Origin of the sequence: Cytobacillus sp. FSL K6-0129, from assembly GCF_038007625.1 — a bacterium.
In the GTDB taxonomy this organism is placed as follows: domain Bacteria; phylum Bacillota; class Bacilli; order Bacillales; family Cytobacillaceae; genus Cytobacillus; species Cytobacillus kochii.
This window is the reverse complement of sequence record NZ_JBBOXM010000001.1, coordinates 878113-897844: the sequence shown is the minus strand read 5'-3', so window position 1 is coordinate 897844 and position 19732 is coordinate 878113. Positions and strand designations below refer to the sequence as shown.

The following is a 19732-nucleotide window of genomic DNA, read 5'->3' as shown; positions in this document are numbered from 1 at the left end:
AATTCTTTAGTATGGCTTCGGTACATGTTTAAATACTTCCCCACTTTCAAAAAACTCCACAAGATTAGCTAGCCATTTGTAGTATTCCATCCATTCCTTTGCTTCGGCTAATAATTCATTTATCTTTAATTCATCTTCGGCGGTCAGTTCCTTTTTTGATGTGATAAGGTGTAGTTCTTCTTTTATTTTCTTTTCAAATTGTTTGTTCTTTTGTATCGCTTTTTGCCAATTGGAAGTGAATAGTGATACGAACGTTTGGTAATAGTCTTGTTCAACGTTGTATAAGTCTTTACGGATGCCCTTCTCAAATACTTTTTCCGCTATATTTAACTCCACCATTTCTCTTACTACTTGACTCATTCGTGTTTTGCTCATGCCCGTTGCTTCCGATAATTCGCTAAGTGTCATCGGTTTTCTGTGCATATAAATAATTCCTAACACTCTACCCACAGTTGAGGAAACACCATACGTATTCATATTATCAGCTATTTTATCAATAAAAATAGATTCAATTTGCTCAAAACTTTCGCTCAATCCAATCACCCTTTCAATATAAGGATCATTTAGTTAATGTCAATGTATCATATTTGTAAAAATTTACATAATCACACCTTTGGGAGTAATTCGTATGATTACGTAGCTATTATAAGATATAACGAGTAAAAACATTATACAATATTTATTTTAACTATTTTTTATAAAATATGTACACTTTGTAAACTTTTTATTTTACGAAGTTTATAATATACTACGTTATGTAAGTAAAAAGTCTGACAAGAGGATTCATATTACGGAGAACTGGGTATTGTTTGTGGTAGAGAAAAAATGGGGGTGTTATAAATGCTGAAATTTGAGCATGTATCAAAAAAATATAAAGGCGGTAAAACAGCCGTTTCTAATTTAAATTTAGAATTTAAGAAGGGTGAATTTATTGTATTTATCGGCCCAAGTGGTTGTGGAAAGACAACAACAATGAAAATGATCAACCGCTTAATTGAACCAACAGAAGGCAAAATCTTCATTAATGGTGAAGACATTATGGAAAAAGATCCGGTTAAGCTGAGAAGAGAAATCGGTTATGTTATCCAACAAATTGGTCTATTTCCACATATGACTATTCAAGAAAACATTTCACTTGTGCTTAAACTTTTAAAATGGCCAGAAGAAAAAAGAAAAAGTCGGGCAGAAGAGCTTCTTTCTCTCGTTGATATGACTCCTGATTATTTAGAGAGATATCCACATGAATTAAGTGGAGGGCAACAGCAACGTATAGGTGTCTTGAGAGCGTTAGCTGCTGATCAACCGTTAATCTTAATGGATGAACCATTTGGTGCACTCGATCCAATTACGAGAGATGCCCTCCAAGATGAGTTTAAAAACTTGCAGAAGAAGTTAGACAAAACAATTGTTTTTGTTACGCATGATATGGACGAAGCGCTTAAACTAGCAGACAGGATTGTCATTTTACGTGATGGACAGCTTGTACAATGTGGGACTCCTGACGAAATTTTACGTGAGCCTGCCGATGAATTTGTTGAAGAATTTATTGGAAAAGAAAGATTAGTGCAAGCAAAACCAAACATTACAACAGTTGAGCAAATAATGAATGCGCATCCTGTAACGATTACAAGTGATGAGCAATTATCTAATGCTATAACTGTTATGAAAACAAATCGTGTAGACTCATTATTGGTTATTGATCAAGAAGGAGTTTTAGAAGGATATATTGATGTGGAAGCCATTGATCAAAACAGGAAAAAAGCAAAAGATGTAGCCGATATCTTAATCCCTGATACATTTTCTGTGTATAAAGATGCGCTTGTACGTGATACGATCAGGCAAATATTAAAGAAAGGGCTCAAATATGTGCCGGTTGTAGATGAGCAAAGACATCTTGTCGGTATTGTGACAAGAACAAGTTTAGTCGATATCGTTTACGACTCTATTTGGGGAGACGAAGAGCTAGAAAGTGCACAGTAGAAGGGGGAGATATAAATGAGTGCCATCATAGACTTTTTAAATAATAACGGTTCGGATTTATTGATCAAAACTTGGGAGCATTTATATATATCAGTCATTGCTGCAGCTCTTGGTGTCATTGTAGCTGTTCCTTTAGGTATTCTTCTTACAAGATTCGATAAAGCGGCATCACCCGTAATGGCAGTGCTTGGTATGATTCAAACAATTCCAAGTTTCGCAATTTTAGCTTTTTTTATTCCTATTCTTGGAATAGGTAAAATCCCCGCCATTATTGCTTTATTTTTCTATTCAGTCCTGCCTATCTTAAGAAACACATATACAGGTGTGAAAGATGTTAATAAAAGCTTATTAGAAGCTGGCCGTGGGATGGGCATGACTGGATGGGAAAGAATTCGATATGTTGAACTACCACTGTCCATCCCTGTTATTATGGCGGGTATTCGTGTATCGACAGTATATTTAATTGGGTGGGCTACGTTAGCTGCGTTTATTGGTGCAGGCGGTTTAGGTGATTTTATTTTTAGCGGGTTAAATTTATATCAAACTGAGTTTATCATTGCAGGTGCGATTCCTGTCACCATACTCGCATTAATAGTCGATTTAATACTTGGAAAATTAGAATTTAAGGTTACGCCTAAATCAATGCGTGACAAAGAAAAAACAGCATAAGGTGGTGATTAGTTTGATAAAAAGCAAAAAAATTTTCATGACGATGATGTTAACGATGACTCTTTTATTATCAGGCTGTTCACTTCCTGGTTTAAGCGGATCTAGTGAAGATTCTATTTCAGTAGGGACTGTGGTCACCTCTGAATCACAAATTGTCGGTCAAATCATTAAACAGTTAATTGAAGAAGAAACCGATCTCAGTGTAAATATGGTTAATAATCTTGGATCTTCTATTGTGCTTCACCAGGCAATGGTGAGTAATGATGTAGATATATCATCTACTCGTTATACAGGCACAGATATCGCAGGACCATTAGGAATGGAGCCAGTACTTGACCCTGATAAGGCAATGGAAGTTGTCCAAGAAGAGTTTGACGAGAAGTTTAATCAAAAATGGTATGATTCTTATGGGTTTGAGAACTCGTATGCTTTTACCGTAACTGATGAATTAGCAGAAGCAGAGGATTTAGAAACGGTATCTGATTTAGAGGCATTAGCAAATGAAATAAATTTCGGTGTAGATACTTCATGGTTGAATCGTGAAGGAGATGGATATGATGGTTTTGTTGAAACATATGGTTTTGATTTTTCGAATGTGTATCCTATGCAAATTGGACTTGTTTACCAAGCAGCGGCATCGGGCGAAATGGATGTCGTTTTAGCTTACACGACGGATGGACGTATAAAAGCCTTTAATTTAAAAGTATTAGAAGATGATAAGAATTTCTTCCCTCCATATGATTCCTCTACTGTTGCGAGTAAAGAAATTTTAGAGAAGTACCCTGAACTTGATCCATTATTAGAGAGATTAGTTGGAAAAATAAGTACAGAAAAAATGCAAGAATTAAATTATGCAGCAGATGGGGAATTAAGAGAACCCGCAATCATTGCTGAAGAATTTTTAGAAGAAAATAATTATTTCCGTGATAAGGAATAGGGGGTGGCTTAAATGGATGTGTTTTCTGACTTAATTACTTATTTTACAAATAACGGTTCTTATGTATGGGAACAGTTCTTTAGACATTTTCTAATGTCAGCCTACGGGGTTTTATTTGCAGCGATAGTAGGTATTCCTGTTGGCATCTTGATAGCAAGATATTCACGTTTGAGTAGTGTAGTTCTCTCGTTAGCCAATGTTATTCAAACGATCCCTGCACTCGCTATGCTCGCAGTATTAATGCTTGTGATGGGCCTTGGAACAAATACAGTCGTTTTTGCACTATTCCTATACTCCTTATTGCCTATTATTAAGAATACTTACACAGGAATTAGGAATGTAGATCATACTTTAATAGAGTCAGGTAAAGCAATGGGTATGACAAAATGGCAAATATTAAGAATGGTAGAAATCCCGCTTTCTCTTTCTGTCATTATGGCAGGGCTTCGAACAGCTCTAGTCATTACGATTGGTATTGCAACAATAGGTACTTTTATTGGTGCTGGGGGACTTGGTGATATTATTATGCGTGGAACAAATGCGCAAGACGGAACGGCAATCATTTTAGCTGGAGCTATTCCAACAGCATTTATGGCAGTAATTGCAGATGTGATAATGGGCTGGTTGGAAAGAAGCTTAATGCCAGTGAAGAAGAAGAAACAGGAAAGTAATGAGCAAGAGGAGGTTACGGCATAAAAAATGATGGTGATTCATCTTTAAAATGAATCACCATCATTTTTTTGTTCTTAATTTCCGTAACCATTTAACCCCGTCCCGAACGTATCAAATTCTGGTTTTCTTTCAATTCTTTCAGCAGCTGTCTCAACTGTCTCTAATTCATTTTCATGATTTTCGCCATTATCTTGTGAATGAAAAGAATGCTGTTTCTTGTTCATACTGGTATCCTCCTTTTACAATGTAAGATAGAGTATAGCTAGTTAAGCCTAAAAGGGAGAGTGAAATAAATTTGCTTATTGTTATTTTATGCTAATGCCCAATTTAGGTTATTTCTTTATTTTAACATAAATTTGAAAAATTATCCTTTTGTTGCTATGGGTGAAATTGGTTTCTGTATCTTCACTTGTTTGACTGTATGAAGCAAGCTAAAAGCAATTAAAAATTGTGCTAAATAATAGGTAATCATAATAATGCTTCCAGAGAAAGGAATGGAAGAAATAAATTTATTCCAAGCTAACACACTATCAGAAATGACAAAGAGTAAACTACCAATGATGGCATACAATTGCCCTGACATAATAGCAGACCAAAACATCAATGATATGACAGCGATATAAAGGATAACTGGTATAATCAATTCATTTTCATTGCGGTTGTGAAGAGCTTCCACAAATTCAGAACTCATAAAGATGCCATAGGCAAGAATAGGAATAAAAGAAAGAAACCTAGCTAAAGAGTATTCCCAGATCTTAAAGAAGCCAATCGTATAGAATATATGACCGATTAAAAATGCAGTTAATCCAACCACAAACCAAATGAGTAGACCGTCACCGAACATACAAAAAATAAGACCTAAAAAAATAAAATAGTAGTGAATAGGTTTAGTTTCTTGCCGATTGCGATAGGTGTATAGAATAATAAGAATCATCGGTACTAATTTGAAAAAGATTTTTAGGACTGTCGGTTCCTCAGGTATAAAAAATATATAAAGAACAGCAAATAGAAGAATCAAATATGGCAGTTTTTTTCGCATAGGATTCACCTCATTTTTTTAGTATATATTCAAGAGTGTAAAACCATTTTCCTGCAGGAGGTATATAAAATTGAAAATAGAAAGAGGGAAGAGCATGGAAAAAAATATTTTAGCACAGCAAAAAGCATTCTTTCATACGGGTAAAACAAAAGCACTTACATACCGATTGGACGCATTATATACATTAAGAAGTTTAATTAAGGAGAACGAAAGCAGCATAGCGGAGGCTTTGCAAAAAGATTTACGGAAATCATTTTTTGACTCCTTTTTAACAGAGATTGCTGTTTTACTAGAGGAAATAAAATTTACAATTAAACATGTGAAAAAGTGGTCGAGACCTGCAAAAGTAAAATCATCTTTAACTACGTTCGGTTCAAAAAGTATGATTTATCCTGAGCCATATGGTAATACATTAATCATTGCACCATGGAACTATCCCTTTCAATTAGCGATTGCGCCATTAATTGGTGCAATCGCCGCAGGCAATACAGCAGTCATCAAACCTTCCGAATTAACACCTCACACTTCTCGTTTAATTGCTCACCTTATCGAGGAGCATTTTCCAGCTGAATATATTACAGTTGTGGAAGGTGGCGTGGAAGTTAGTCAAAATTTGTTAGAAGAATCTTGGGATCATATTTTCTTTACTGGGAGTGTAGCAGTGGGTCGACACATTATGAAAGCAGCCGCTAATCATTTAACACCTGTTACGTTAGAACTGGGAGGAAAAAGTCCAGCAATTATTCATCATGATGCCCAAATAAACCATGCGGCCAAAAGGTTAGTATGGGGGAAATTCTTAAATGCTGGACAAACATGTGTAGCACCCGATTTTGTTTATGTCCATCAAGAGATTCATGACAAGTTTCTTAAGGAAGTCACAGCTCAGATAGAAAGTCTTTATGGAGAGAATGCAATAGAAAATACATCTTACACAAAGATTGTCAATGAGAAGCATTTTAAAAGGCTTTCTACATTTTTAACTAATGGTCAATCTTATTATGGGGGGAGAGTGGATGAATCAAATCATCTGATCGAACCGACCATCTTAACTGAAATTAATTGGCAAGATCCGATTATGCAAGATGAAATTTTCGGTCCGATCCTTCCAGTATTGTGTTATAAGGAATTAGATGATGTCATTAGCAAAATAAATGAACAACCGAAACCGCTAGCACTTTATCTTTTCTCAGATGATAAAAAAGTCCAGCAAAAAATCTTGCAATCAATTTCTTTTGGTGGTGGTTGTATCAATGATACAGTCATGCATTTAAGTTCCCCACATTTACCATTTGGTGGTGTAGGCAATAGTGGAATTGGATCTTATCACGGACGGGCAAGTTTTGATGCATTTACGCATTATAAAAGCATCTTAAAACAAACAACAAAAGTGGATTTTCCATTTCGGTATCCGAGTGAAAAGTCATTAAAGCTATTAAAAAAGTTAATTAAATAAAGAATAGAAGGGCTAATGAGTAAAATAGACATCTATCTCACTTAGCCCTTCATTTTTTTACACAAACATAATATTGCCATGACCAATCAATTTATTAAAGAACATAGCCATATACGCTAATAAAGTGACAAAGCGTTCCTAATAAGATAAAGATATGAAAGATCTCATGAAACCCCATATGTTTAAATTCCATGAATTTAGGTTTGACCGCATAAATAACGCCACCGATTGTGTAAAATACGCCCCCTTGAATTAACCATACGAGACCTGCTGTGCTCAATGCTTTACTTAATGGGAGGAAGGCGATGATGATAACCCAACCAAGAAGAATATATAAAAAAGTGGATAACCATCTAGGACAACTAAACCAGACCATTTTAAATAATACACCAAGAATGGATGTCGTGATAACGAAAGCGAATAAACTTATTCCTAATACGCCATCAAGTGCGATTAAACAGAAAGGTGCATAAGAACCAGCAATTAAAACGAAAATCATTGAATGGTCAACTTTTCTCAAGAAAGCAATAACTGTATGTTTTGCTCTCACCCCATGATAAGTGGAGGAAGCGAGATAAAGTAACATCATACTAATACCGAAAAAAGTAACGGAGAATATGGCAATGTTTGTTCCGTTATGTAATGATGCTTTGATGATTAAGGCCAGTAAACCTATAAATGACAATATTGCGCCAACGAAATGAGTTAAGCTATTGATGGGTTCTCTTATAAACGACATGATAACACCCCTAATAATATTATAAGTAGTTTTTAATACTACATATAATATTACTACTAACTATAATATATAGTCAACATTTACATTTCTAATGATAGGATGTATGATAGTAAGAAAAATAATGAGGGATAAATGATGGAAAAACAAGAAAAAATCAGACAAGGAAAGCCTATTCGCATGGAAGACATTCCGTCTATCGCTTTATATATGGATCAAGTCATACAACTGTTTGAACAAAACTACCATTCTTATAAACGAAATGAAGATGAGAAAATCTTAACAAAAACAATGATTAATAATTATGCCAAAGGAAAACTATTACCACCCATTAAAAATAAGCGTTACAGTAAAGAACATATATTAACGATGAGCCTTATTTATCAACTGAAAGGTATATTATCGATTCAGGACATTAAAACAACGTTAGAGAGTCTGAACGAGGAAGTGCAAAAAGAAGGAGTGAATATAGAAGACGTTTATGATATGTATGTTGACATGATAAATGAGAATGAAGAACAATTTAATGAAAATGTTGACTGGATGGAGAAATCGATTGCTGAAAATTATAATGAAAAAATCCCCCAACCGAACAATGAAATGAAAGAGGTATTAATGATTAACTCATTGGTTCATATGAGCAATCTTTATCGCCGCTTAGCTGAAGCAAAAATTGATTCACTTTCTAGGGAAGAAGATCGGAAGTGAATCAAAATGATGGATGAGGAAGGGTGCTCCGTACCACAACTAAAACCATGTAACCCAGACTTCTAAATACGATCGCATATGAAAGAGAACAATGGGTTCGAAAGCAAACATGCAAACTAGATTTCAAGTAGTTTTGTTTGCTTTCGATGTTCAAAGTTCTTAAGCGTTTATTTCCTTCATTACATTTGCCACATGCTGATAAGATGCTTTTCTTTTATCATGGTCATAGATTTGAGCATTGACGATGATCTCATTTGCGCCAGTTTCGCCAAGGAATATTTCAAGCTTTTCTTTCACTTTCTCAGGACCACCAATAATGGAAGAACCTAATTGTTGTTGTAATAATTGTTTCTCTATAGGTGTCCAAACTTCGTCCATATTCTCAACAGGAGGCAACATCTTTCCACGTTTATTACGCATCATGCCTAAGAAAGATTGATAAAGAGAGCTTGCTAGGTATTGTCCTTCTTCGTTTGATTCCCCTGCAATGATATTCACACCAACCATTACATAAGGTTCTTTTAATACATCAGATGGTTTAAAGCTCCGGTGGTATAGATCAATTGCTGGTAATGTATTGTCCGGTGAAAAATGGCTAGCAAAAGAGAAAGGCAAACCTAGCTGACCCGCAAGTTGCGCACTATACCCACTTGAACCGAGTAACCATATTGGAATATTCAAGCCTTCTCCTGGAACCGCTCTAACTGGTAATGGTTGTTCCGAGCGTGAAGGATCAAAGTAAGTTCTCAATTCTTCCACTTGTTGAGGGAAATCTTCGGCATCTGTTCGTCGAGTCCTTCTTAATGCCGCCGCAGTAAGTTGGTCAGTACCTGGCGCACGACCTAAGCCTAAATCAATTCTTCCTGGGTAAAGTGATTCGAGTGTACCGAATTGTTCAGCAATCACTAAAGAAGAGTGATTCGGTAACATAATGCCCCCAGATCCTACTCTAATTGTATTGGTAGCGCGGGCAATATCACTTATGACAATAGATGTGGCTGAACTAGCAATGCCCGGCATATTATGGTGTTCGGCCAGCCAATATCTCGTATAACCTAATTTTTCTGCATGTTTGGCTAAATCGCGCGAGTTCGCTAATGACTCACTAGGTGATCCACCTTCAAGGACTGGTGCTAAATCTAAAACAGAATATTTTATCGTTGACATCGTTTTCAGCTACTTTCTTTTTAGTATCTGTACATATTGTAGCAACTTCTATTACATGAATGAAATTATCTGCTTTTAAAATGAATGATTCGGTTATAAAATGTTACCTGATATGATCATTAAAGGAAAGCTCATTTAAACGTTTGTCTTAAGTGTGAATAGTTATATTAAATGGTTTGCAGTATGAAAAAGAGCATGTCAGAGCAGTTCTGCATGCTTATCTTTTCGTATAAAAATTTTCTGTGAAATAAGGCTGGTTATCATCATTAAATGCCACCCCAACACCAAGAAGCTGGTAATCTTCTTTAAGGATGTTTTTCCTATGTCCAGCAGAATTCATTAAGCCTTCATGGGCAAAAATACTACTAAATTGGCCATAGGCTAAGTTTTCGCCAGCTGTTCGAAACAGAATATCATCCGCATTCATCCGGTCAAACGGTGATTCACCTTTTAAGTTATCATGACCGAAATAATTATTAACAGCCATATCAGCACTATGATCTCTAGCTGTTTGTCTCACGGGATCATCCCAAGTTAATGTAGGTAAACGATAATTAACTCTCTCAGCATTTGTTAAATCAAATAACTGGAATTCAAAACCTTCCTTTAAAGCTGCACTTTTTTCACCATAGAAACCAACTTTATTAAGTTCAAGCTCTTTACCAATTAATTGAATGGCAGTTACTTGGTTATTTTCATGAATATCATAGAAAACGGTTAAATAACTATCATCGACCTCATAAAGTGCATAATTACTATCGGTTGCATATTGATAATTGGTTATACCTTTACGAATCGCGCTAATCGGTTCCCCGAATATTTCTGTTACTTCCTCTTTTGTCATATTCATTTGAAAGCCGTTTTTAGAAGTAATTAAATCTTGATTCGTATAGATGCCATTAATTAATTCATTTTCATCATAGGAAATCATGATGAAGTGATGATAATTATCATGATAAGCATGCCATTTACTACCGTATTCATTTGCTGTAATTCTTTGTGGGGATCCTAATGAATTCTCAACTTCCGCTTTCTTCTCACCGATTTCAAAATTATAGACTGAGATTGTTTGGCTATCAGGTTTAGATAATGCGGGCTTCTCGATTGATTCATCTTCTGCCGGAGGAGAGTCATTAGGTGAAGGCTGGATCCATTGTTCAAAATTGATAATCATTTGATTAAAAGCAGTAACAGCATCTTCTGTAAAGCCTTGAACATCTTTTTCTTCAATAGATGATTGAATTTCTTTCAAGTGTTCGTTGGTTTTATCCCCTAGAGCTTCACGAATTGACGGCCAACTTATATAAATAAGTAAACATATTAAGAAAAATATACTAATCTTTTTCAAAATAGAATTCCTTTCTAACCTTGATACTACTCTTTATTGCCTAAATTATAGTCTCGTTAAACATAGGTAACAACTCATTCGACTTATCCATAATTATCCATCAAGGGTGTATTTCCTGTTATTTACAGAATAACATAATCTGTTTATGAAAATATAGTTTTGTTTTAAAGGATAAATGTTTTGGCTTTCTAATAGTATGAGAAGTCATTGAATGGAGAGATAATACCCTGAATAAATGGGGAATGGGACCGCTTTTAAGAAGATTAACTAAAAAAGGGCTGGAACATAACTAAATGACCTAACCTCAAAAACGAACAATAACAAATTAGGATCTATAAAAAATCAGATGAAAACAAGTCCGTTCCATTGCACAAACAGACCCTCGCTTTCCGCGGGGAGGGGCTTGAGCGTCCTCGGCATTGCCTGCCGGGTCTCAGCTTTCCTTCTATTTTCCGCAGGAGTCGAGTGTCTTCCGCTCCATTCCACTATTCTTTTCATATAGGATATAAATCACACAAAAAAACCGAATGATTAGAAGTTGTATACTCCTGTTCATTCGGATAAATCTTTAGCTAGAATATATATGTCCCAGCTTCTTTTAGAGGGTATTATCAGGCGTGTTAGTCTTTAAGCATTTGCATTTTGTGTTCAAATTTTTCAAGTTTTCTTTTTAACATCTCCATTTTCGATTCCAGTTCATCTAGACGAAAATCTACACGATGATGATCATTGTCCATTGTAACTAATAATTCATCCACATGATGCGCTTTTTGCTGTTTTTTCATTTGATAAAAACCCCTTTATATTGAGGGGATACTCGCCCCTACGAATTTATTTTTTCCACTTTTGCCACCATTTTTTTTCTTGCTTACTCGCTGCAGCATCTCGGAAAGATAGCATCATATCTTGAAATGCGTCTTCTCGCTCACGTAATCGATGTAAATATTCTTCATGTTCTTTTCTCATTGTTTCGACATAAATATCACGATCGGCATTCATGCTCTCTTTTAATTCATTTATTTCATTGCTAAATTCTGTACCTGTTAATTCTTGCGAGCTAGAAATATAATGAATCATTGTTTTGAACTCTTCAGAGGATGCTTCTGAGGATTCGGTAATTTTGTTCGTGATATAGTGCATCTGGTCTGTCGTTCGCTTCGACTGTTTCGCAACTCTTTTTGACAAGGTTTCGAGCGCTCCGGAGCTTTGTTTTGAAGCATGCTTCCATTCGTCAGTCATTTCTTGAATTTCTGCTTTCGTCTTCTCGTTGGATTTATAGATGGAGTCTGAAATGGTTTTAACAGTATGAAGAGAATTTTTGGAAAGCTCCATTTTCATTTCTTCTACAACTTCTTTTTTAAAGTTCGTTTTTAATTCTTGCTTGATCTCTTGTAATAAATGGTCCTGGAATTGTGTCATGACCATAGATAGTTGTTCGATATTGAGAGGATGATGATCTTGCTCAGTTGTTGCTTCATGTAGTATAGGATTCAATGATGTTTCTAAGGGGTTCTCTTGTTGGTCTGCTATTGACTCTGAATCAAGATGTTGCTTAAGTAATCTGCGAATCATTTTTTGACTTAAATTTTGATTACGCATCTTTTTCACGGTGTCTAGTAAGCTAATTTCTTCATCTGTATAATATCTTGCCCCATTTTTAGATCGGGGAATAACTAATATATCCTTTAAATCTTTTTCCCACTGTCTTAGTGTTCCCGGCGGAATATTTAATTGTTTAGATACTTCATTAATGGTATATGCTTGCATAATTTGATTCATGAATAACTCCCTTTCATCATAGTGTAATTTTTCATCTTTCGGAAGGGGATTCCGAACTACATAATAAATTCCGTATAATTAGCTATTCCGCATTGTAGCCCGTCTTTTCCTGCCTGCTGACAAAAGATATCAAAACAAGACGTTATTCCACAAATGTAGGCACTTTATAAGGAAATTGACTATTTTGACAATGAATTTTGTAGATAAAAAACAGATTTAGGAAGGAATGGGTAAATGGTCCTGAGATGAGGGTAGATCATTTGGGATAGGCAAAAAGGGTCACCAACTGGTTACCCTTTTTCTTTCCTATATCGAAAAAATAGATATTTTAAACAAGGTGGTACAATAAAGAAGATGAAAAATACCCGAAAGAGTTGATAGCCGGTTACAACAGCTAACTGTGCATCGACTTCATGGGCAATAATAGCCATTTGATCCATTCCGCCAGGTGATAAACTTAAGAAGCTTGTAGCAAGGGAAAACCCATAAAAATGACTAAGAAGAAAGCTGAGAACCATCGAAATGACAATTAATAAAGCGCTGCTCAATGCACCTAAGCTTAATAATTTCCATTTGTTTTCAAGTTTTTCTGGATGCATCATGAGACCAATGTTAATACCAATAAAAACTTGTGCAATCTCAAGTAAGCTGTTAGGTAATTCAGGACCATTGATATTAAGCAGTGTCATGAGGCTTGTTGCAATAATAGGACCGAGAAGAAATGGGGTTGGTGCGTTCCATTTCTTAAAAATAATAGCTAAAATAAATGATAGAATCATAAATGGAATAATGTCAGGTAGTAACTGCTGCCAACTAGCCGTATGTTCATAGGTTGGTAAAATATTACCGCCATTATGGAAGAACGGACCAAATATGAGAAAAGGAACAAAAAAGATTATAAGTATTAATCTTACTACTTGTAAGAAAGTAACAACAGTCACATTCATTTCTTTTGTTTCTTCAGCTAATACGAGCATTTGTGACAAACCGCCAGGAATACTACCAAGCAATATCGATGGATAATGGATACCGGTTAATTTTGCTATGAAGAATGAAGTGATTAAACTGAACCCAATAATAAGTACTGTTAAAAATAACATGGAGGGTAGTTGGTGCAAGATGAACACCATCGCTTCTTTTGTTAATGAAAGGCCCATACTGTATCCAATTATAAAGATCCCGATGTTTCTAAAAGATATTGGCCAGTATAACGTCTTCTTTGATATTATAGAATAAAGCATAATACTTGTTATGGATCCTAATAGCCAGCCTACAGGGATATGAAGTAGGGTGAAGATGCCCCCACCTGCTACGGCAATAATAACTGCTAGCAATAGTGAATAGCTTTTGTTCATGTGCAGACCTTCTTTTTCTTATGAGAAATTTCGATTCTGGAAAGATATGTTTATCATACCATAGACAATGGCATATTTTTAGTAAATGCTTAAATGAGACATCCTAAAAACAGGAGGAGAGACCTTGCTAAGAAAAATAAAGAAAATAAGTAGTAGTCATGAAAATACCTATCCTTTATCCATTCCCACGATTGCATCAATGGATGAAATTCAATTTAAGTCACCTGTAACATTCTTTGTAGGTGATAATGGTTCTGGCAAGTCAACCTTATTAGAAGCCATTGCCCATCAATGCGGTTTTAATGTGGCTGGAGGGAGTAGAAGTAATAGTTATGAATTACATGCCTCCGAATCTTCCTTAGCTGCCCACATTAGGCTTTCTTGGATGCCGAAGTTAACAAATGGCTTTTTCTTAAGAGCCGAATCTTTTTATCAGTTTTCTTCACATATTGATGAATTAGAACGGGAATGCCCAACAGGATATAGTGGTTATGGTGGCAAGTCATTACATGCACAATCACATGGAGAATCGTTTCTATCACTCTTTCTGAATCGTTTTGATGGAGAGGGTATTTATTTGTTAGATGAACCTGAAGCGGCATTATCGCCTGCAAGGCAGCTTGCTTTTCTTAGAATCATGCATGATATTGTCTCAGCAGAAGAAAGCCAATTAATTATTGCCACCCATTCTCCGATACTACTTGGCTTTCCAGGAGCAACAATTTTAAATTTCGATGAAGGTAGCATTGCGGAAACAACGTATGAAGAAACAGATCATTACCAAATAACGAAATACTTCTTGGAAAATAGAGAGAGATATTTACATGAAATATTTAAAGAAGAAGACTAATCAGTACCTTGCTGTATAAACAAGGTACTGATTAGTCTTTTATTATCTTATATTCCATCAAAGATCAGTCATCGTGTTATATAAGGTTACCAATCTTGTCTTTAGAAGAATCCAGCAATTATGACCACCGCAAAAAAAGTTGAAAATAAAAGACATGCTAGAGTTATAAGTAACACATACCTAAGAATCATACTTTTATCCCTTAGAGAATAAAAACTGGGTCTACCTACTTGCAGGGAGGCCAATATTTACTCTAATAATGACTTTAATCCATAGAATTGTAAGGGATTTACACGTGTACTATTGTTATATATCGTTCATAGGTGATAGGTAATCCTTTAACTGTTTGATGTTTCTTGAAAATGTTAGTGATCTCTCGTATGTCGGAGCTAACTACTTCATAGATTTCTTTTTTTGTCCAAAGCAACGATAGTGGATGAGATCAAGGGGTGAATGTAAATATTCAATCGTATGATACGGGTGAATTTCAAATTTCCTGAAAGGAGCCTTTGTAAAGATCTTTGTGAGATGTTGTTGAATGGGTATGTTATGTTGGTTGTTTGGAAAAAGTTTAGGAAACCAGTTTGATAACTCTTTTCCTTCATTTTCACCAGGGTGCAACCCTAAAATGAGCCCTCCTTCTTTTACATAAAGAGGTAAATGATGATAAATGGAAGTAGGCCCTTTACGGATAATAGCAATATCAAAGAATGCTCGTTTAAAAGGAAGTACATGTTTTGAATGAGCAACAATAAAGGATGTATTATCGGGCTTTGTCTTCATTGCCGTCTGAATAAATTGCGTAGAAGAATCGGCACCAATCATTTGCTTGGCATATAAAGCATATTTTTTTGTGAATCTTCCTTCACCGCAGCCAAAATCAAGGGCGACTTTATCTTTTGTATGTAAGCAGACGAGTTGATCAAAGATATTCTCTGCAATAGGTGAATCAATTGTAGATTGCCATGGATAAATGTATGCATTCCCGTTCTTGCTTATTTGCCTATACCATTCAGGGGAGTGAGGAGAAAGCCAATAATTGGATAATGTAGGATTTTTCAAATGAATACCTCCATAATAAAAAGTCAAAAATTTCAAATAGTAATCTATTGTAAATTTTCTAAAAATTTAATTGACATAGTCAAGAAGTAACGATTATATTATTCTATATCGGAAACTTTGTTTTATAGGTAAAACATTCCAATTTTCATCTTTACTATTAAATATATACGCATTGGAGGGTGATGTCGATGACAAATGAACAGCTGGAAGTAATGAGGGCAATACAAAAACTAAAAGCTAAGAAGCTTCCTTGTGCGCTAGCAACAGTTATTAAAGTAAAAGGATCGGCTTATCGAAAAGAAGGGGCAAAAATGCTAATCGATGAGGATGGAGTTACTGTCGGATTAATATCGGGGGGCTGTTTAGAAGCAGATGTAGCAGAAATAGCCAAGGAAGTAATAGAGACAAAAACCCCAATAATTAAAACGTATCAATTAGATGAAGACGAGGTATGGGGGTTAGGTCTTGGCTGTCCAGGAACGGTTCATATCTATATTGAACCATTAATGTATACAATACAGAATATTGAGGAGGTGGATGAATGTGCAAAAGAAATTGCCTCCTTTTGATGCTTGGCTAGATGCCATTGACCAACAACAAGCTGCTGTTTTAATGACCATTACGGAAGCTAGCTTGTCACAAAAAAATTATCGGATTTGCTATCTAGAAAATCAACCCCCAATTGGATCTTTCTATGATCAAGCATTGGAATTGGCTGCTTTATCCATTGCTAAAGAAAAGTTAGGGCAATCCAACCCGCAATCAGAAAGTTTAATGATACAAGATGAGAATGAATTAGATGTAGACATATTCTTCGATGTATTTGTTCCATCACCTACTTTGATGGTGTTTGGTGCAGGACATGATGCGATACCAGTTGTTAAATATGCAGCCGAATGCGGGATGAAAACGGTTGTCATTGATCAAAGAAGCCTTTATAACAATGAAGAAAGGTTTCCTCATGCCGAAAGAATAATAGCTAGACCAGAGGATTTCTCAGGTTGTATTCGCGTAACAAATCGTACATATATTGTCGTTATGAATCATCATATTGAGAAAGATAAGCAGACATTAAAATTTGCCTTATCTTCACTGGCTCCTTATATAGGCGTCTTAGGGCCGAAATCACGACGTATCAAAATCCTCGATCAGCTTTATTTGGAAGGTTGTCACTTCACGTATACAAACTTACAAAGAATGCATAGTCCAATTGGACTTGATATTGGAGCCGTATCCTCTGAGGAGATTGCTATTAGTATTGTTGCTGAAGTGATTGCAGTTAGAACAAGACATAAAGGAGGCTTTCTACAAGGTGCGGAATTTATCCACCAATCATCATAAACGTCCAATAAAAGCAATTATTCTCGCAGCAGGATTATCTACGCGAATGGGGCGGTCGAAGCAGTTGCTGCCGTTTAAAGGGGTAACTATGCTTCATTATGTCATTGAACAAGTATTAAAGTTACATTGTAAAGAAGTGATAGCTGTTATTGGTCATGATGCAGTTACCATTATGGAAGAAATAAAGATAAACGACCCTTCCTTTTCTTGGGCTTATAATTCGGATTATGCCAATGGTCAATCGTCTTCACTGTACAAAGGACTTACCCAAGTTGCCTTTCCAAAGGAAGATGCACTCGTATTTTTAGGAGACACCCCCTTTATAGAAAAGGAAACAAGTGAAATGATTATTCACAGAGGGCAGCAGTTAGCGAGAGATAAAAATCATCCAATATCTATAAGGCCATCATATGATCAAACGCCTGGCCATCCTGTTTATTTTGCAAACATCAATAATACAATGATTCAATCGATTCAACAACAAAGTGGAAAGAACTTTATTCAGACCATCCCATATAAGGAAGAAATAGCAGTGAATGATCACGGTATTCTATTAGATATAGACACAATAAAAGAGTATGAAAAGCTAAAATAATATTGTAGTTTTACATTCAAAACAAAAAAACAGATTTCTTTATCTAAAACAAACTTATTTACAAATTTATGTTTTATATAATAAACGTTATTTAGTTAACAAAACAAAAACATCCGCATTTTATTGACAAAATTTTTTGAAAAAATTAATATTATTACTATTAGAACAATTCAAAAAGTGTAAAGGGGAGAAAATAATGATCTTATCAGGTCAAGTGAAAATGAAAAAAAATAATAAAGATGTTTGGGATGCACTTCATAACCCTCAAATATTAGAAAAAGCTATTCCAGGATGCAAAAGCCTACTGTTAAAAGAGGACGGAACCTATGATGTTGAAATGAAATTGGGCATCGCTTCAGTTAAAGGGGATTACAAAGGGAATGTAAAACTTGAAGATATCGAAGCACCTGTACACTATCAATTAATAGCAGAAGGGAGTGGGAAACCAGGATTTGTTAAAGCAAAAATGGATTGCTATATTACTGCAATTGATGAAGAAAAATGTGAAGTGAAATGGGAATGTGATGCTGAAGTTGGCGGCATGATTGCTGGTGTAGGAAGCAGAGTAATGAGCGGTGTGGCGAAATTTATTGCTGGAAACTTTTTTAAAGATGTTGAGAAACAAATCACTTTACAAAAGGCGTAACGAAAGGGTGGCACAAGCATGAAACCATCAAAATTTAAATATTTAAAACCGTCAAGTGTTAATGAGGCATTAACCTATCTAGAAGAATACGGAGATGATTGTAAAATCATTTCTGGGGGACAGAGTTTAATACCTGTACTGAATATGAGGCTATCCACCCCTGACTTTTTAATCGATGTGAGCGGAATAAAGGAGTTAAATTATATTCGTGAAGAGGATGGATATATTGCCATTGGTGCACTGACAAGGCATGTGGAAGTGGAAAATTCACTATTAATTAAAGAAAAATGTCCGTTGCTTATTGATGCAATTAAGTGGGTAGGTCATAAACAAATTCGCAATCGTGGGACAATTGGTGGCAGTGTAGCTCACGGTGATCCTTCGGCAGAACTACCGTGTGTATTGACAACATTAAGAGGTGAGATTGTGATTGCTTCAGTGGATGAAGAGGAAGTTGTCGGTCCTGAAGATTTTTTTCTCACTTATCTCCTGACGTCATTACAAACAAATCAATTAGTGAAAGAAATCCGCTTTCCAATTATGACACAAGGAGAGAGAGTGGGGCATTCTTTTGTAGAAGTGGCGAGGAGACATGGAGATTTTGGCTTAGCAATTGCTGCAGCAGTAATTGAACTTGATAACCAAGGACTTATTCAAAAGGCACAACTAGCTGTAGGAGGTGTCAATCCAGTTCCTCTTATAATAGAAGAAGCTGAGGAATTATTAATAGGAAAAGAAGTGACAGAAGCTTTATTAAAAGAAATAGCTGAATTAACGAGTGAGTGTGTGGACCCAGAAGGAGATTTGCACGGAAGTGCTGATTATCGCAGGGAACTTATTGGTACCCTATTAAAACGTGCAATAGAAGAAGCAATAGCAAGAGCATGGGAAGGAGAAGAGAAGGTTGGATAAAGTTAATATTTCTTTAAATGTAAATGGTGAAAAAGTGGAAAGAGATATAGAACCTAGGCTCTTATTAACAGACTTCTTAAGAGAAGAATTATTTTTAACAGGCACACATGTCGGATGCGAGCATGGCGTATGCGGGGCATGTACAATACTTTTAAACGGTGAAGCGGTTCGAGGTTGTTTAATGCTAGCTGTTCAAGCAGATGGGGCTACAATTGAAACGGTTGAATCGCTTGCTGGTGAAGATGGACAATTAAATCCTCTTCAACAAGCATTTACGGATTGCCATTCCCTCCAATGTGGATTTTGTACACCAGGGTTCTTAATGACATTAACGCAATTTACGAAAGAAAATCCGAATCCGACAGAAGAAGAAATTCGAGAAGCCATTTCAGGAAATCTTTGCCGTTGTACAGGCTATGCGAATATTGTTAAAGCAGTAAAGCAAGTTACACATCAAACGGTATAAAAGGAGGGAGAAAC

At 35.7% G+C, this 19732-nt stretch carries 23 protein-coding genes; 13 read left to right on the top strand and 10 right to left on the bottom strand.

The genetic code is table 11. From position 1 onward, the window contains the following. Window positions 1-6: 6 nt before the first annotated feature. Entirely contained in the window at window positions 7-534 is a 528-nt protein-coding gene (locus MHI57_RS04375) for a GbsR/MarR family transcriptional regulator (RefSeq protein WP_233435238.1), read from the bottom strand. A gap of 306 nt (window positions 535-840) precedes the next feature. Between MHI57_RS04375 and MHI57_RS04370 the strand changes: the two genes are divergently transcribed. Genes MHI57_RS04370 through MHI57_RS04355 form a run of 4 tightly spaced genes read left to right on the top strand, consistent with a single transcriptional unit; the run spans window position 841 to window position 4282 of the window. Continuing rightward, complete coding sequence (locus tag MHI57_RS04370) at window positions 841-1980, top strand: betaine/proline/choline family ABC transporter ATP-binding protein (RefSeq protein WP_095373073.1); 1140 nt, start codon at window positions 841-843, stop codon at window positions 1978-1980. 15 nt (window positions 1981-1995) lie between these two features. Beyond that, window positions 1996-2649: an ABC transporter permease gene (locus MHI57_RS04365; protein WP_095373074.1), complete on the top strand. Its 654-nt coding sequence runs from the start codon at window positions 1996-1998 to the stop codon at window positions 2647-2649. A 16-nt stretch (window positions 2650-2665) separates the two neighbouring features. Next, window positions 2666-3586, top strand: a complete 921-nt coding sequence (locus MHI57_RS04360; protein ID WP_370873274.1) for an osmoprotectant ABC transporter substrate-binding protein — start codon at window positions 2666-2668, stop codon at window positions 3584-3586. Between the two features lie 12 nt (window positions 3587-3598). Beyond that, window positions 3599-4282, top strand: a complete 684-nt coding sequence (locus MHI57_RS04355; RefSeq protein WP_095373075.1) for an ABC transporter permease — start codon at window positions 3599-3601, stop codon at window positions 4280-4282. Between the two features lie 50 nt (window positions 4283-4332). On the opposite strand, the gene MHI57_RS04350 is transcribed toward MHI57_RS04355, so the two are convergent. Next, window positions 4333-4482 carry a hypothetical protein gene (locus MHI57_RS04350; protein WP_157733963.1) on the bottom strand — a complete coding sequence of 50 codons (150 nt, stop codon included), beginning with the start codon at window positions 4480-4482 and terminating at the stop codon, window positions 4333-4335. Between the two features lie 140 nt (window positions 4483-4622). Next, on the bottom strand, window positions 4623-5297 hold the full coding sequence (locus MHI57_RS04345) for a lysoplasmalogenase (RefSeq protein WP_340975215.1): 675 nt from the start codon (window positions 5295-5297) through the stop codon (window positions 4623-4625). A gap of 25 nt (window positions 5298-5322) precedes the next feature. Here MHI57_RS04345 and MHI57_RS04340 point away from each other — a divergent pair, with 25 nt between their 5' ends. Then, window positions 5323-6753 (top strand): aldehyde dehydrogenase, encoded by a 1431-nt coding sequence (locus MHI57_RS04340; protein WP_340978540.1) that lies wholly within the window; start codon window positions 5323-5325, stop codon window positions 6751-6753. 94 nt (window positions 6754-6847) lie between these two features. On the opposite strand, the gene trhA is transcribed toward MHI57_RS04340, so the two are convergent. After that, window positions 6848-7495 (bottom strand): PAQR family membrane homeostasis protein TrhA, encoded by a 648-nt coding sequence (trhA, locus tag MHI57_RS04335; RefSeq protein WP_095373078.1) that lies wholly within the window; start codon window positions 7493-7495, stop codon window positions 6848-6850. A 132-nt stretch (window positions 7496-7627) separates the two neighbouring features. On the opposite strand from trhA, the gene MHI57_RS04330 reads away from it, so the two are divergent. Next, window positions 7628-8197 (top strand): DUF1836 domain-containing protein, encoded by a 570-nt coding sequence (locus MHI57_RS04330; protein WP_340975213.1) that lies wholly within the window; start codon window positions 7628-7630, stop codon window positions 8195-8197. Between the two features lie 159 nt (window positions 8198-8356). Here the strand turns inward: MHI57_RS04330 and MHI57_RS04325 are convergent, their stop codons facing one another. The 5 genes from MHI57_RS04325 to MHI57_RS04305 form a co-directional block, all read right to left on the bottom strand. Then, the gene (locus tag MHI57_RS04325; protein WP_095373080.1) at window positions 8357-9364 is read right to left on the bottom strand and encodes an LLM class flavin-dependent oxidoreductase; all 1008 of its coding nucleotides are present in this window, start codon (window positions 9362-9364) and stop codon (window positions 8357-8359) included. 217 nt (window positions 9365-9581) lie between these two features. Then, the gene (locus MHI57_RS04320) at window positions 9582-10712 is read right to left on the bottom strand and encodes a CAP domain-containing protein (RefSeq protein WP_233435241.1); all 1131 of its coding nucleotides are present in this window, start codon (window positions 10710-10712) and stop codon (window positions 9582-9584) included. Window positions 10713-11332: 620 nt separating this feature from the next. Further along, on the bottom strand, window positions 11333-11497 hold the full coding sequence (locus MHI57_RS04315) for a hypothetical protein (RefSeq protein WP_157733964.1): 165 nt from the start codon (window positions 11495-11497) through the stop codon (window positions 11333-11335). 46 nt (window positions 11498-11543) lie between these two features. Continuing rightward, window positions 11544-12491, bottom strand: coding sequence for a MerR family transcriptional regulator (locus MHI57_RS04310; protein ID WP_224938355.1), 948 nt, complete (start codon window positions 12489-12491; stop codon window positions 11544-11546). A 290-nt stretch (window positions 12492-12781) separates the two neighbouring features. Beyond that, window positions 12782-13846, bottom strand: coding sequence for an AbrB family transcriptional regulator (locus MHI57_RS04305; RefSeq protein ID WP_340975209.1), 1065 nt, complete (start codon window positions 13844-13846; stop codon window positions 12782-12784). Between the two features lie 199 nt (window positions 13847-14045). Here MHI57_RS04305 and MHI57_RS04300 point away from each other — a divergent pair, with 199 nt between their 5' ends. Beyond that, the gene (locus tag MHI57_RS04300) at window positions 14046-14696 is read left to right on the top strand and encodes an AAA family ATPase (RefSeq protein WP_095373677.1); all 651 of its coding nucleotides are present in this window, start codon (window positions 14046-14048) and stop codon (window positions 14694-14696) included. A 393-nt stretch (window positions 14697-15089) separates the two neighbouring features. Here the strand turns inward: MHI57_RS04300 and MHI57_RS04295 are convergent, their stop codons facing one another. After that, on the bottom strand, window positions 15090-15758 hold the full coding sequence (locus tag MHI57_RS04295; RefSeq protein ID WP_340975208.1) for a class I SAM-dependent methyltransferase: 669 nt from the start codon (window positions 15756-15758) through the stop codon (window positions 15090-15092). Window positions 15759-15946: 188 nt separating this feature from the next. Here MHI57_RS04295 and MHI57_RS04290 point away from each other — a divergent pair, with 188 nt between their 5' ends. The 6 genes from MHI57_RS04290 to MHI57_RS04265 all read left to right on the top strand — a co-directional run bounded on the left by MHI57_RS04290 (window position 15947) and on the right by MHI57_RS04265 (window position 19718). Then, entirely contained in the window at window positions 15947-16327 is a 381-nt protein-coding gene (locus tag MHI57_RS04290; RefSeq protein WP_307313562.1) for an XdhC family protein, read from the top strand. After that, complete coding sequence (locus MHI57_RS04285; RefSeq protein WP_307313564.1) at window positions 16302-17099, top strand: XdhC family protein; 798 nt, start codon at window positions 16302-16304, stop codon at window positions 17097-17099. Before MHI57_RS04290 ends, MHI57_RS04285 begins: the two co-directional genes overlap by 26 nt. Further along, window positions 17071-17694 carry a nucleotidyltransferase family protein gene (locus tag MHI57_RS04280; RefSeq protein WP_340975207.1) on the top strand — a complete coding sequence of 208 codons (624 nt, stop codon included), beginning with the start codon at window positions 17071-17073 and terminating at the stop codon, window positions 17692-17694. The genes MHI57_RS04285 and MHI57_RS04280 overlap by 29 nt, the downstream gene beginning before the upstream one ends. A gap of 196 nt (window positions 17695-17890) precedes the next feature. Continuing rightward, complete coding sequence (locus MHI57_RS04275) at window positions 17891-18340, top strand: SRPBCC family protein (RefSeq protein ID WP_095373086.1); 450 nt, start codon at window positions 17891-17893, stop codon at window positions 18338-18340. Between the two features lie 18 nt (window positions 18341-18358). Then, on the top strand, window positions 18359-19252 hold the full coding sequence (locus MHI57_RS04270; protein ID WP_095373087.1) for an FAD binding domain-containing protein: 894 nt from the start codon (window positions 18359-18361) through the stop codon (window positions 19250-19252). Next, window positions 19245-19718 (top strand): (2Fe-2S)-binding protein, encoded by a 474-nt coding sequence (locus MHI57_RS04265; protein WP_095373088.1) that lies wholly within the window; start codon window positions 19245-19247, stop codon window positions 19716-19718. Before MHI57_RS04270 ends, MHI57_RS04265 begins: the two co-directional genes overlap by 8 nt. Window positions 19719-19732 lie beyond the last annotated feature (14 nt).